The following is a 13,774-nucleotide window of genomic DNA, read 5'->3' as shown; positions in this document are numbered from 1 at the left end:
AATTTAGCTATATCATATATATTTATATACCCTGCAAGTATCTACAAAAACTATATAAAAAAATAAAGTAATATATAGATTTTTATCACTTAGAATATGTATAATGAAATTATAGTCAAAAATACTAGAAGGTGATTATTATAGAAACAGTAACTAACATTACAAATTTTATATTTCTTAAAGATGAACCTGAAAAGTCGGATATTATATTTATACCTGGAGGTTCATTTCCCGAACCATCAGAAAATGCAGCAAGCCTTTTTAAAAATAACTATGCTTCACTAATACTACCATCAGGAAAATACAGTACAACTAGAAATCACTTTACTAAACCATCATCAAAGTCATATTTATACAATGGTATTTATATAACAGAATGGGATTTTTCAAAAGATGTATTATTAAAAAATGGTGTTGATAAAAATTCAATTTTAAAAGAAAATTGTGCTCAAAATACATATGAAAATGCCTTCAATTCTCGTAAAATAACAGATACACTTGGATTAAATATTTCAAAAGCTATTATATGTTGTAAAAGCTTTCATGCAAGACGTTGCTTTTTATACTATAAATGTGCTTATCCTAATACCAAGTTGTTAATCTGTCCATCTGATGTTGACGATATTAGTAGATATAATTGGTTTGATTCTGAAAAAGGAATAGACCAAGTTTTAAGCGAATTATCAAAAACAAAATTTCAATTTAAAGATTATCTAAAAAAAAATTTCATCTTAGCAAAAACTAAAGGCTGTACTAAGTTCTTTAGTATAGCCTTTGAATTCCTTATATTTTTAAATACTTTTTTCCATTATATATTCTTCATATCCAGAGTCTTCATTTAATTGTTCTTTAATTATTTTAAATCCTCTACTTATATAAAAATCTACTGATTTATTGTTTTCTTTATACACTGCTAAACTTAAATGATTGTATTTATGCATTACGAAGTCTATTAATTTCTTTCCTATTCCACTACCTTGATTATCTATATCAACAAATAATGCACCTATAAATTCATTGTTTATAATGCTTATAAATCCCTTTACACCATTATCACCTTCATAAACAAAGCTATCAGCCATAGGTATGTATATATTTTTTACTGTATTATAATTATCTTTCCAATATTTTTCTTCTATAAAATCATGAGCTTTTATTGTGCTTTTTAACCATATATCCATTATTTTATCTATATCTTTATTTTCTAACTTTCTTATCATTTTAACTAGTTTCCCTTCTATATTGCTTACATTTATTATTTTATATAAAGTTTTAATAAATACCATAGCTCTTCATATTAATATCTAAATATTATCTTTTAATAATTTTATAGCATTTTCATAATCTTTAATTCCAGATAAAATTTTCAAATCAGAATCATTTATAAGAGATTTGTATAGGTTTTTCCTTATAAGACTTTGTCCGCTTTCATCTACTTCTAGTTTAATATCTTTAAAATACTTATTATTTTTATAATCATATCCTGTATTTAATAGTTTTTCAACATACTTTTTAAACCAAATTGAAGCATCTTTAAGTTCATTATTTTTTAAAAACAATCTACATTTACCATAAATTCCAGAGCCAAGTCCTACCCCAAACTCATCTTCAATTTTACAAATTGCATCTAAGAAAAATAAAGAATCTTTTTTACAAACTTCCCTATCTATTTTTGATAAAGTAGCTAACATGCTTATGCTATTGTTTAAATATTTTAAAAGCATTTGTTCACAAAGTGTTTTAGCTTCTTCACTTTTTCCTTGAGCATTTAAAACAACAGTGTATATTGGCATTGGGTCTATAAAAGAATTAGATAATTCTTTTAATGCATCTTCACTTTCCTTATAATTTTCAAGCATCATATGAATTCCAGCTATTGAAAACAAAGCTATAAATACATACTTACTATCCTGACTTTTTACAACTTCATTAAGTAATTTTAAACTATATTTTAATCTTTCCTTCATTATTTCTTCTTCATCTTCTTTAAGTCCAAGCATCCCATACATTTGAATCAATTCAGCTACTTGTAACTTAAGATACACATTATTAGGATAATCACTTAAATACTTTCTACATTCATTTTCTCCATAAGAATATCCTTTATATAAAAATATATCTGTTAAATCTTTTTTTATTTTTCTCACTTCTAAATCCGTTAAATTTTCTTTAAATGATAGTAAATCATCTATAGATGTTTCTAAAGCTCTGGCCAAAGGCGAAAGCATTAAAATATCTGGCATTGACTTTCCTGTCTCCCACTTACATACAGCCCCTGCTGAAATTCCAATCGTACTTGCTAATTGTTCCTGCGTCATATTTTTTTCTTTTCTTAAATTAAGTATTTTATCTCCAATATTCAAAATTTTAAGTCCCCTTTTTCTTTGATTTATAACTTAATTATAAGTTAAGTTATTTCTCTATACAATCGAGGGGAAGTCACAAATAAGTTAATAAAACTTGAATACTATTCAATAAAAAAAGAATAATGTTTTAACATTATTCTTTTAAATATAAATATTTAATTATTTTTTAATCTTTTCTTACCCATATCTCTAATCTTTTTCCATTCATCGCCTGAAAATGCAGTTAATATAAAATCTGAAATAACTATTCCAATATTTATTAAAGTATCCATAACTAAGCACTCCTTTAAAATTAATATATTCCCTATTAAATAAAATAGTACTTTATAATCTCAAATCTTGCTTATTCTATTTATAATTAAAGTATATCCGATAAACATACATATAAACATTTAATAAAAAAGTCCCTAGATAAAATACCTAAAGACTTTTTAATGTTTAAGCAACCTTTTCTTCTGATTTTTCATCTTCACCTTCAACAAGACTGCTTAATTTTTTATCAAATACAAATAACAGTATAGCTGCAATAAATAATATTATTGGTATAGTAATATAAACTTTTATCATGTTAAATTGTAATGTAAAGTTATAAATCCAACCATAACTCTTACCTGCTATAAATGTAGCAACTGTCCATACACCCATTAAAACAGCTAACATTTTCTTAGGCGCATACTTACTTACAAATGAGTTTCCAAGTGGTGAGAAGAACATTTCTCCTAAGCTTAATAATACACCAAATGCAACTATCCAAAGTATGCTAGCCTTAACAGTATCTGGAGCCCCTATTCCTCTTGAAAACTCAGCTCCAACAAGCATAAAGAATGCCAATCCTAAAAATATAAATCCAAAACCTATCTTTTTAAATAAACTTAAATCCCCTTGTGGTCTTTGAGAAAGTTTTAACCAAAGTGCTGCAAGAACTGGTCCTAAAGCTATACAAGTTAAACTGTTTAAAGAGTCAAACCAAGATAGCGGAACTTTGTACCCACCAACATTAAGGTCAACATATGCAGCTCCATAATCATAAACTGCAACATAAGTTAAGTACCAAAATACCCAGAACAATACAGAAAATAATGATACAAGTATTATAGCCCAAACTCTTTTTTTCTCAATATGAGTTAAAGGTCTCTTTTCTTCTGTAGAATCTGATTTTTCATCAACTAATCCTTCTTTAAAAGGTCTTTTACCTGCATTACCTAAGAATCTCCAGCCTATCATAAACCATATACCACCAACTGCACAAAGTATAGCAGCAACAAAGAATGATTGAGAAAATCCTAATACTCCATTATGTGCAAAAATGTTAAGATATAATACCCCAACTGCTATAGTTCCTACGAAAGAACCTATATTTACAAAAGAATATTGAACTGAAAAGGCTGAGTCCAATTCTTCTGGGTCATCAAATAATTGACCAGCTACAGCTGAAACATTTCCTTTGAAGAAAGCTGTACCAATAGAAACTAAAATTATCATAATATTAATCATTGTAGTTGAAGTTGCAATGGAACCAAAATAATACCCAACTGCCATAACAAACATACCAAAAGGTATAGTGTATCTTGCACCTATCCATTTATCTGATATATAACCACCAATTATTGGTGAAAGATATGTAAATGCAACAAGATTAGCCTGCATCATTGCAGCTTCTCCTTTACCAATTCCTAAACCACCCTTTACAACTGAAGCTGTAAGAAATACATAAATTAAAAACTTAGCTGAATAATACGCAGCTCTTTCAAATGAGAATGTCGTTGCACAGAAATAAAATCCTAAAGGATACTTATTTCTTTTCTTTCCCACTGTTGTACTCATAAACTCAGATCCTTTCTAATTAAGAATATTAACTTTGATGACCTTATGTAATCGACTTAGATGATGCTTTTATAGCGTTAATATAATAACACTATTATTTTAAATCATTTTTAACGTTTTCCCCTTATGCCCCCTTTACTTCTTCTTATGTCATGGTAAATATTATCATATTTTGTCTTTATATACAATATTTTAAAGAATACGGTTTCCCTTTTTACCTTCTAAATTTTAATATTTATAATCTTTTAACAAATTTTTATTTCGTAATCTAACTAAATTACTTTTTATTTTTAAGTATTTATGTATATTTTTTATAAATTTATTAATTCTTTTAATTTTCATTTTTATAAATTTCTTTATATATTTTTTCACATGTATATAATTTGAAAGCCACTAACCTTAAGTGTCTTGTTTATTTCTACACTTTAATTTTTCATAAATAAAGCTTAAATAAAAATAAGGAAGCTAAAATAGCTTCCCTATTTTTACATCTATTTATATAGCTATACCTAAGTACGTATAAGTTTTAATAAAGCTTTATAAATTCTTCAAGTAACGTACTAGCATTTTTTGCAGCTATTGGTAAAAACTCTTCATAAGATAAATCAGCTTCTCCATTTGCCTTATCTGATATAGAGCGAAGTATAACAAATGGTACTTTATTTAGATAAGCAACTTGTGCCATTGAAGCCCCTTCCATTTCAACTGCTGCTACATCTCCAAAGTTTTCTTTTATTCTATTTGCTACTTCTCCACCAGCTACAAACTGATCTCCTGAAGCAACACGCCCTTGAGTTATATGCAGTCCTGAAACATTTTTAGCTGCTTTTTTAGCAGTATCTATCATATCTTTATCAGCTTTAAAGAAAGTAATACCTAGTCTTGATATTTCCCCTAACGGATCTCCAAATACAGTCGTATCAAAATCGTGTTGAACTGCATCTGTTGATATTACTATATCCCCTTGATTTAACTTAGTATCCATAGTTCCTGCAACTCCAGAATTAACAAGCGCAGATACCTTAAACTCATCTATTAATATTTGAGTGCATGCTGCCATATTTACTTTACCAACTCCTGAACGAACTAATACTATATTCTTTCCATCCATAGTTCCTTCATAAAATTCCATACCTGCAACTTTTTTAGTTTCCTTTATATCCATTTTCTTTTTCAAAATTTCTACTTCTTCTTCCATTGCACCTATTACTCCTAAAACCTTGTCATCTTTTACTTCTGCCTTTGTAGTGCATCCCACAAACATAGTAACTGATATTAATAATAACACTGTACAAATTCCTATTAACTTTTTCATGATATAATTCCACCCTTTTTGTCATTTTTTTACGAACATTAATTATTTTTTATAATTATTCGTACGTTATATTAATATATATACCATATCCATTCGTATATATCAACAACATTTTTTATTTTTTGACAATTTTTGTTCGTGTTTTTCTCAAAAAGAGTGTTTGTACATATTTTTTATTTTATATATAAATTAAATATTATTTTAACATTTAATTTTATACATTATTTCTTCTTTATAACCAACAACTACCTTTGTATAGCCACTTAACCTTTTATTAGTTTCCTCATTTGAAGTATCTACATAAAGTGGCTTAAAGTTTAAACTTTTTAACTTATACAAGGTAGATACAACTATTATATTTTCTCTTCCTATTTCATTTATAACTTTGTAACTTATTTGCTGATTACCTCTACCTAATAAGTATCCTTGTCCTCCAGTTGGGGTTATTATAAGCATTGATTTTTGATTTTTTATAGCTTCTAATATATCACTTTCATTAGCATCCTTTTTCAATAATTTTTTATTTTTTAAAATATCTACTCCCAAAAGTGTATTATCTAAATTTAAAACGTCCATTAAAGCTCTAGTTGTAGTTCCTGGTCCTATTATATAAACTATATCTTCTTTCATATTATCAGCTAAGTATAATCCTATAGCCTTTTGAGAAGACTCTTCACTTAAAGGTGTTGGTGCTTTTTTATTTTGCATAAAAGATTTTTCTACTGGAACTTTTAAATATCCATAAAGATTGGTATTAACCTTTCCACATCTATACATTTCCTCATCTAAGTCTAATACTTCTTTCTCTTCTACTTTTTTTATTTCTTCTTTTATGAATTTAAGTGCTAAATAACCTCCAAACTTTGGATTTATAGCGTATACTGGAGAGTGAATTTTAACCCCTGCTGGAATTCCTATTGTAATTAAATTATTCTTAACTCCACTATATATATCTCTAGCCGTTCCATCTCCTCCAACAAACAGTAAAAGCTTTATATCCTTATTTAACATTTCTCTTGAAATATTTATAGTATCTCTTTGAGTTGTATTTTGAGAATTTTCAACATTTATAACTTCCACATTAAAACATAGCTTTCTTGCTTCATCTTCTCCCATACTTCCTTGCCCTGTCACTATTTTTATATCATGTTTTATAGGTTCTAATTCTTTTAAAGCTTCCTTTGCCTTTTGGGATGCTTTTGGCTTTGAGCCTAAATCTATAGCTTTTTTAAGTATATCTTCCCCATCAGTTCCCTTAAGTCCAACTAAGCCTCCCATTCCTGCTATTGGATTTATTATAAGACCAATTCTAATCAACTGTATCGCCCCTCTTTAGTTTAGTTTATGTTAAAGGAGTTGTGTACCATTGTTAGGTCGCTCAGGGGAATGAGGTAAGTTTCGCTCCCAAAGCGGGAAAAATGCTTTGAAATGTCGCTGAAACTTACCGCCTTCCCCCTTCGCTGTCTTTGGTTTTACAACTCCTTTAATAGTGTGGTATTTATTTTATTTTTGAGCTTTCTTTTGGTAAGCTCTCCATGTTATAGCCCATTTATCACTGTCGTCTAATTCTGATTCATCTACTTTGTGTATGCTGCTTCTGTATGGTGCGTTTATTGCTATTGATGAATCTTTATATGCTTCATCTATAACATGAGTTAGTGTAGCAATATATTCATCTAAATCCTCCTTAGATGGTGTTTCTGTTGGCTCTAATGTAAACGGTTCAGGTATATAATATGGATGGTGACTAGTCCAGTAATGCATTCCAAAGTCCATCATTCTTCTTTGTATATCTCCTGTACCAACTCCTGTTTCTTCTTTTAATGTTTCTAAAGTATATCTTACTTGTTCTATTCTTTGCTTTCCTCTTATATAAGGTGCATCTACTGCATTATGTTTTATTAACTTTTTAAACATGTAGTTATTATTTAAAACAGCTATTTTAGAAACTTCATAAAGTCCTTCTGCTCCTAGACTTCTCATCCAAGCATAAGCTTTTAAAACAACTTGAGGAACTCCTGTAAACATTCTTACCTTTCCTATGCTATTTTCTAAATCGTAATTTAAGAAATATCTATTTTCATCACTATTAAAATCTACTAATGGAGCTGGTAAAAATGGAACTATTTTTTCAACTACTCCAACTGCTCCACAAGCTGGACCTCCACACCCATGAGGAGCTGAGAATGTTTTATGTATATTAAAGAAACACATATCAAAGCCTGCTTCTTTAGCTCTTGTTACTCCAAGTAATCCATTTGCATTTGCTTGGTCATAGCAGCAAAGTCCACCAAATTTATGTACTAAATCTGTAAATTCTTTAACTCTTGTATTAAATACTCCAGTATCTTCTGGGTTTGCAACTATAAATGCTGCTGTTCTTTCAGATACAGCTTCTTTAAAAGCTTCATAATCTGGGTATCCATTTTCATCTGGGAATATTTTTATTATTTTATATCCTTTTAATGCTGGAGCTGCTGCATCTGATGGATGTGAATATATAGTAGTTATTATCTCATCTTTAATATCAGAATCCCCATTTTTATCATGATAGGCTCTTACTAAAGAGGCCATAGTCATTATTGCTTGACTTCCTCCACCTGATTGAAATGAGAATCTATCCATACCAGATATTTCTTTCATATACTCTTCAGTTTTGTTCATTATTTCTAATATACCTTGAGTAGTACTTTCATCTTGATGTGGATGAAGTTCAGTTACTTGAGGTAATCTAGCTAATTTTTCATTTATTTTTGGACTATACTTAACTGTACAAGTTCCTTGACCTATTTCTATGTTTAAATCAGCACCTAATGTTTGTTGTGATAATCTTAGGTAATGTCTTAAAACTCTATGCTGAGCTATTTCTGGCAAATTTAAAGACTCTCTTTTCATACCTTTAGGTAATACGCAAACGCCATCTCCAACTAAATTTTTAACTTCTTCATTTGCACCAGGTGGTATAACTCCTCTTTCTCCACTTTGTGATAATTCAAATATTATAGGTTCATCCCATTTTGCTTGGTGAAAATTTCTAACTTTATAATCTCTATCTATTTTTTTCAAGTTTCATCATCCTTTCCCTAAATTAGTTTAATATTTTTTTTAATTCTTCTACTAAAGTATCTATCATTTCTTTTGTGTGAATTTCCGTAACACAATAAAGTGCACATCCTTCTAAATCTTTGTACTCTGTACTTAAATCTTTTCCTGCAAATATATTTTTTTCTAGTAAAGCTTTATTTATTTCTTTTACAGTTTTATTTGTAGAATTAAAATCTAATACAAACTCTTTAAAAAACGGTGATGTAAATCTTAACTTAACCCCATCAATTTCACTTAATCTCTTTGCTGCATATTGACTATTTTGCATTATTGTTTGACCTACTTCATACATTCCTAAAGGTCCCATTAAGGATAAGTAAACTCCTGCTGTTATTCCAAGTAATGCTGATTGAGTTCCAACAAATTCTTTTCCACCTTCTCTTAAGTTACCAAAAGATGTTCTATCATAAGCAACATCTCCAAACCCATACTCACCTTCAACATCAGTAGGTGCTATACCAAATAACCTAGATGGATACTCCATAACGAATTTTTCTTCATCTCTAGTAGATATAAATCCTGATTGTCCTCCTCCAAAGTTCATATGATTGCCTAAAGTTTGAACATCTCCAACTACTATATCAGCACCATATTGACTTGGAGGTGTAAGTACTCCTAGTGATATAGGGTCTACTCCAACTATGCTTATAGCTCCACTTTCATGAGCTATCTTTGATATTTCCTCACCTTGAGTTTCTATAAATCCAAGTGCTGATGGATTTTCTATGTAAACTGCACATACATTTTCATTCATTTTAACTTTTAAATCTTCTAAATCTAATAATCCTGTTTCTTCATCATAATTTACAAAAGTAAATTCTACATTTGGATGACAATAGTTTTTCATTACTAAAAATCGTTCCATATGTATAGTTTTTGGAACTAAGGCTTCTGTTCTGTTGTTTATTCTTGAAGCCATTCTAACTGCAGTTGAAGCAGCTTGTGCTAAATCGAAAGTAGGAACACTTACAACGTCCATATCTACAAGTTCTGCAACTAAACTTTCATATTCAAATAAGCTTTGAAATCTTCCGTGGTCGTTATATGGTTCTCCACCATAAGCTGTTAAAAACTCAGCTCTTGTATTTACTTCATCACATACAGCTGGTACATAGTGCTTATAACAACCATATCCTAAAAAATTTAAGTTATCCTCACAAGTACTATTTTTTTTAAGTATCTTTTCTATATGAGTTTTAAGTTCATATTCAGAATGAATAGCCTTAGGTAAGTTCATATTTCTATTTAATTTAATATCGCTAGGCACCTCTTCGTGTAAATCCTCTAGAGATTTTAACCCTATTTCTTTTAACATTTCATCTTGTACTTCTTTTACTGAATTTGGAATATATGGATGTGAATTTAATCCTTTTATAGACATTATTTTTCCCCCTTTATAATAATTAATTTAAGCTATTCCCCCGCCGTCTACTACTAATGCAGTTCCTGTTATCCAAGTTGATAAATCACTTGCTAAAAATAACACTGCATTTGCTATATCTTCAGGTAGTCCAATTCGCTCTATTGGTCTTCCTAATGCTGAACATTTGAAAAACTCATCTTTACCTATCCCTAATTGTCTTCCTTCTTCTTGTAACATACTTGTAGCAGTATCTCCTGGATTTATAGAGTTAACTCTTATATTGTCTTTTCCATGGTCTATTGCCATAGCGCGAGTTAAATTAACTATGCCACCCTTAACTGCACAATATGCAGCAGCTTTATCGCCTCCTTTAAGTCCCCATCCAGAACCAGTATTTATTATGCTACCTCCACCATTTTTTCTCATAACAGGTATAGTAAATTTTGATAATAAATATGTACCTTTAAGACCTACATTAAGAACGAAATCCCATTCTTTCTCTTCTAATTCTTCAACAGTTTTTCTAACTGTTACTCCTGCATTATTAAATAATATGTCTATCCTTTTATAATCTTTTTCTATATTAGATATAACTTTCCTGCAACTTTCAAAAGAAGTTACATCGCATTTATAAAACTTTGCATCTCTTCCTTGATTTCTTAACTTTTCAGCTTCAACTTGTCCAACTTCATTAATATCAAGCATCATAACTTTAGCTCCATAAACTGATAAAAGCTTTGCTGTAGCAAGTCCAATTCCCGAAGCCGCACCTGATATAACAGCAACCCTATCACTTAGGTTCAGTACATCTTTTTTATTTAGCATACTTTTCCTCCTAAAAATACATTAGGCATACTTTTACTTACCTACTATATGTATATTGAAAATGGATAAAGTTAATTACTAATTTTCTAAAAATTACAAATATTTTCATTTAATTATTTTTATATAAGTAAAATAATTTCATATAAAAAATCTTAAAATATTAATAAAAACTATTTTTTATTCAATTTTTTATACTATGTTATAATTAAAATTAAAAAGGGGTCTTAAATATGTTTGATAAAAAAGATAAAAGATTTGATGTTATTTATAAAGAAGGCGGTATTTCAGGATCTAAAGTAATGATAGATAGAGAAACAGGAGTTAATTATCTTTTAAGTTGGGAAGGTTATGCAGGTGGTTTAACTCCTTTATTAGATAAGAATGGGAATCCAGTTATTAGCCAAATCAATGAATAATACTTTAATAAAATAAAAAACTCACTATTAAAATACATTAATTTTAATAGTGAGTTTTATTTATCTTTTTGAATATCTTAATATAACTATACCACTTTCAGTAAAATACTCATCTAAATGCAAATCTATTTTAGGATTATTTCCTAAAAATAAAGGTCTTCCCTTTCCTAATACAGTAGGAATTATTCCTATTATATACTCATCTATAATATCAGCTTTTAAAAAGCTATCAATTAAAACTCCGCCTCCAAATAAGAATATATCTTTTCCTTCATTTTTTCTTTCTGCTTCAATATTCTTAACTATATCATCATTTATAAAATATACATTATCATGATTTTTCAAACTACAAGAAGTAGCTACATATACTTTTTTATCTTTAAAATCCTTATGAAAATTTTGATCATAGCATTTTTTACCCATAACTACTATATCAATATTTTTTAAAAACTCATTAAAGTCCCATTTATTTTTAGTATCTAATTTATCGTCTCCATCTCCAACTATCCAGTCAAATCCCCCATCTTCTGAGGCTATATATCCATCAATACTCATTGCCAAATTTAATATTATTTTTCTACTCATATTTTTTCCCTTCTTTAAATATATCCCAATTAATTATAATTTTTTATAATGAATTGCTTAATCATTATTTATATTATACAGTCTTAAGGTTAAAATTTATATAAGTAGATTATTGAATTTTATCTATCTAATAAATTATAAATTTTTTCAATAATAGTGGAAACTAATATATAAAGTACTATCCACATTGAAAAATCAATTATTAATTTAAAACTTAATCCATCTTCAAACAAAGAATATTTAAATCCAGTAAAATATCCAACTATTCTTACCAAAACTATAGTACATATTATTTCTAGTCCATTTTTTAAGCTATTTAAGTATTTAGAGTTATTCATTAATGCCTCCCTATAAAATCTTGATATTACAACTTATATAAAACTTACCATACTTAAATAAATATTTTATTATTTTGGCTTAAGATTTAAGTTTCTTGCACCAAGATATAAATTACAATTTTGTCTTTAATACTGATTTTAGCTAAATATCTGTGCTACAATTTATATACAATAGTAAAAAATATTTATTTTATGTTATAAATCTAAATTAAACTCTAAATTTAAATACGTTCTATCAAAATCTAATTTATAAATATATAAAAGTTCAAAAGGGAGATTATAACAATGAATAAACAAAACAAACACAATTTAAAGGATATTTCAAAATACTTAATCGATGAGTTCAAAGCTACAGAAATTAGTACTGATGAGTTTTTAGAGATAAATCCTAATTTAACTTTAGAAGATTTAAATTATAATTCAAAAATTTTAAAAATAACTGATGAAACCTTAATACAAAAGCTATTAACTCAAAAAGAAAAAGAAGAAATAGAAATTACTATAGATCATTTTAATAAAAATTTTCCTGAAATAGATCATTCATCTTATGATTATAAAATAAGTACTGGAAAACTTATAACTATAATTTTAGAATGTGATGATGATAAAAATCTATCTGGTTTTATAATGGATGGAAGTGGAGAACTTCTTTATAACTATCTATTAACTTTAATTGGTGAAGATATAGAAAAAAGCATTAATCCTTTAGATGAAGTTATTGAAGAACTAAGTCAATTCAGACCTTATGGAAAGTACTTCAAGTAACTTAATACTAATTATAATTCTAGCCTAACCATATAAATATAAAAAAAGAAGTATTAATTTTTAATACTTCTTTTTTTATATCATAATTATTATTCTTGAAATTTAGGAGCCTTAACCATAATTTTATATATATATCCAAATATGGCAAAAATAGTAATTATATTCATAATTAAAGCTACATCATTAAAAGATTTATTATATTTTGCTAGTAAAGAAATTATTCCGTAAAGAACTTCTATAATTCCTATTGTTAAACTTATTCTAAAATTAAAATTTATATATCCTTCTTTATCTTTAATCTTCTCAATCTTAACCATATTGTTTTTTACTAATTTCATATCTTTAGTTCTTTTCAATTTAAACGCTAAATTTATATAACTTATTCCTAAAATAATAAATCCTACTCCAATGATTAATCCAAACATAATATTCCTCCTTAAGCTTTATTGAGTTGAGTATATCATATTTTATAAATCAAATTTCAAATAAATACTAAAATGTTTTAATTATGGATTAAAATATTTATAATAATAATTCATTATAAAATCATGTTAGTCTACTTTAAAGTTTTTTAATAATTTATAAGATAAAATGAGTATATGTTTTGATAATTAGGAGGTTTTATATAATTGATTTTTAATATTCACTTATAATTAAATATGGATAATAATTGATAGGCATAAATTATATAGTTAGATTAAGAATGAGTAAATTTATAGAATAAACTAAAATAATAAATATAAATAGTTTTGTAACTAATGTTAGAAGTTAATCTAAAATATAGTTTATAAATTTTTAAAACTGTATTTTTTATCTTAATTTATATAATAGATTATTGTTAATTATGATAACAAATTAGAATTTAAATAGAG

At 27.4% G+C, this 13,774-nt stretch carries 14 protein-coding genes; 3 read left to right on the top strand and 11 right to left on the bottom strand.

What is annotated here, in order from left to right; translation table 11 throughout:
- The first annotated feature begins 131 nt into the window (after positions 1-131).
- Positions 132-842, top strand: coding sequence for a YdcF family protein (locus ATCC9714_RS04690; protein ID WP_077065660.1), 711 nt, complete (start codon positions 132-134; stop codon positions 840-842).
- Here ATCC9714_RS04690 and ATCC9714_RS04685 read toward each other — a convergent pair.
- From ATCC9714_RS04685 to ATCC9714_RS04650, 8 genes are all read right to left on the bottom strand, one after another.
- Positions 792-1,220 carry an N-acetyltransferase gene (locus tag ATCC9714_RS04685; protein ID WP_021123466.1) on the bottom strand — a complete coding sequence of 143 codons (429 nt, stop codon included), beginning with the start codon at positions 1,218-1,220 and terminating at the stop codon, positions 792-794. The genes ATCC9714_RS04690 and ATCC9714_RS04685 overlap by 51 nt on opposite strands.
- 84 nt (positions 1,221-1,304) lie before the next feature.
- Entirely contained in the window at positions 1,305-2,363 is a 1,059-nt protein-coding gene (locus ATCC9714_RS04680; protein ID WP_243115014.1) for a helix-turn-helix domain-containing protein, read from the bottom strand.
- 441 nt (positions 2,364-2,804) lie between these two features.
- On the bottom strand, positions 2,805-4,190 hold the full coding sequence (locus tag ATCC9714_RS04675) for a peptide MFS transporter (RefSeq protein ID WP_054629099.1): 1,386 nt from the start codon (positions 4,188-4,190) through the stop codon (positions 2,805-2,807).
- A gap of 526 nt (positions 4,191-4,716) precedes the next feature.
- Positions 4,717-5,505, bottom strand: coding sequence for a 5'-methylthioadenosine/adenosylhomocysteine nucleosidase (locus ATCC9714_RS04670; RefSeq protein ID WP_021123458.1), 789 nt, complete (start codon positions 5,503-5,505; stop codon positions 4,717-4,719).
- Positions 5,506-5,706: 201 nt separating this feature from the next.
- Complete coding sequence (locus tag ATCC9714_RS04665; protein ID WP_057544600.1) at positions 5,707-6,822, bottom strand: ATP-NAD kinase family protein; 1,116 nt, start codon at positions 6,820-6,822, stop codon at positions 5,707-5,709.
- Between the two features lie 186 nt (positions 6,823-7,008).
- Positions 7,009-8,571, bottom strand: a complete 1,563-nt coding sequence (gene gcvPB / locus ATCC9714_RS04660; RefSeq protein ID WP_054629097.1) for an aminomethyl-transferring glycine dehydrogenase subunit GcvPB — start codon at positions 8,569-8,571, stop codon at positions 7,009-7,011.
- 22 nt (positions 8,572-8,593) lie between these two features.
- Positions 8,594-9,991 (bottom strand): aminomethyl-transferring glycine dehydrogenase subunit GcvPA, encoded by a 1,398-nt coding sequence (gene gcvPA / locus ATCC9714_RS04655; protein ID WP_196333199.1) that lies wholly within the window; start codon positions 9,989-9,991, stop codon positions 8,594-8,596.
- A 27-nt stretch (positions 9,992-10,018) separates the two neighbouring features.
- Entirely contained in the window at positions 10,019-10,798 is a 780-nt protein-coding gene (locus tag ATCC9714_RS04650; RefSeq protein ID WP_021123452.1) for an SDR family NAD(P)-dependent oxidoreductase, read from the bottom strand.
- A 230-nt stretch (positions 10,799-11,028) separates the two neighbouring features.
- On the opposite strand from ATCC9714_RS04650, the gene ATCC9714_RS04645 reads away from it, so the two are divergent.
- Positions 11,029-11,214 carry a DUF6440 family protein gene (locus tag ATCC9714_RS04645; protein WP_021123451.1) on the top strand — a complete coding sequence of 62 codons (186 nt, stop codon included), beginning with the start codon at positions 11,029-11,031 and terminating at the stop codon, positions 11,212-11,214.
- 60 nt (positions 11,215-11,274) lie between these two features.
- Here the strand turns inward: ATCC9714_RS04645 and ATCC9714_RS04640 are convergent, their stop codons facing one another.
- Together ATCC9714_RS04640 and ATCC9714_RS04635 are read right to left on the bottom strand one after the other, a co-directional pair.
- The gene (locus tag ATCC9714_RS04640) at positions 11,275-11,799 is read right to left on the bottom strand and encodes a dihydrofolate reductase family protein (RefSeq protein ID WP_021123450.1); all 525 of its coding nucleotides are present in this window, start codon (positions 11,797-11,799) and stop codon (positions 11,275-11,277) included.
- Between the two features lie 119 nt (positions 11,800-11,918).
- Positions 11,919-12,137 (bottom strand): hypothetical protein, encoded by a 219-nt coding sequence (locus ATCC9714_RS04635; protein WP_021123449.1) that lies wholly within the window; start codon positions 12,135-12,137, stop codon positions 11,919-11,921.
- A 285-nt stretch (positions 12,138-12,422) separates the two neighbouring features.
- Between ATCC9714_RS04635 and ATCC9714_RS04630 the strand changes: the two genes are divergently transcribed.
- A complete protein-coding gene (locus tag ATCC9714_RS04630; protein ID WP_054629094.1) occupies positions 12,423-12,902 on the top strand; it encodes a hypothetical protein in 480 nt (159 codons plus the stop codon).
- Between the two features lie 89 nt (positions 12,903-12,991).
- Here ATCC9714_RS04630 and ATCC9714_RS04625 read toward each other — a convergent pair whose 3' ends face one another.
- On the bottom strand, positions 12,992-13,327 hold the full coding sequence (locus ATCC9714_RS04625; RefSeq protein ID WP_021123447.1) for a hypothetical protein: 336 nt from the start codon (positions 13,325-13,327) through the stop codon (positions 12,992-12,994).
- Positions 13,328-13,774: the final 447 nt, after the last annotated feature.

This window comes from Paraclostridium sordellii (genome assembly GCF_000953675.1).
GTDB lineage: Bacteria > Bacillota > Clostridia > Peptostreptococcales > Peptostreptococcaceae > Paraclostridium > Paraclostridium sordellii.
Note: the sequence above shows the minus strand (reverse complement) of the source record. Positions and strands in the feature narration are given on the sequence as shown.

Bases quoted from the DNA above. Each gene is read 5' to 3' on its own strand.
- ATCC9714_RS04685 (WP_021123466.1), bottom strand. From the start codon at position 1,220: ATGATAAGAAAGTTAGAAAATAAAGATATAGATAAAATAATGGATATA.
- ATCC9714_RS04675 (WP_054629099.1), bottom strand. From the start codon at position 4,190: ATGAGTACAACAGTGGGAAAGAAAAGAAATAAGTATCCTTTAGGATTT.
- ATCC9714_RS04670 (WP_021123458.1), bottom strand. From the start codon at position 5,505: ATGAAAAAGTTAATAGGAATTTGTACAGTGTTATTATTAATATCAGTT.
- gcvPA (WP_196333199.1), bottom strand. From the start codon at position 9,991: ATGTCTATAAAAGGATTAAATTCACATCCATATATTCCAAATTCAGTA.
- ATCC9714_RS04650 (WP_021123452.1), bottom strand. From the start codon at position 10,798: ATGCTAAATAAAAAAGATGTACTGAACCTAAGTGATAGGGTTGCTGTT.
- ATCC9714_RS04645 (WP_021123451.1), top strand. From the start codon at position 11,029: ATGTTTGATAAAAAAGATAAAAGATTTGATGTTATTTATAAAGAAGGC.
- ATCC9714_RS04640 (WP_021123450.1), bottom strand. From the start codon at position 11,799: ATGAGTAGAAAAATAATATTAAATTTGGCAATGAGTATTGATGGATAT.
- ATCC9714_RS04635 (WP_021123449.1), bottom strand. From the start codon at position 12,137: ATGAATAACTCTAAATACTTAAATAGCTTAAAAAATGGACTAGAAATA.
- ATCC9714_RS04630 (WP_054629094.1), top strand. From the start codon at position 12,423: ATGAATAAACAAAACAAACACAATTTAAAGGATATTTCAAAATACTTA.
- ATCC9714_RS04625 (WP_021123447.1), bottom strand. From the start codon at position 13,327: ATGTTTGGATTAATCATTGGAGTAGGATTTATTATTTTAGGAATAAGT.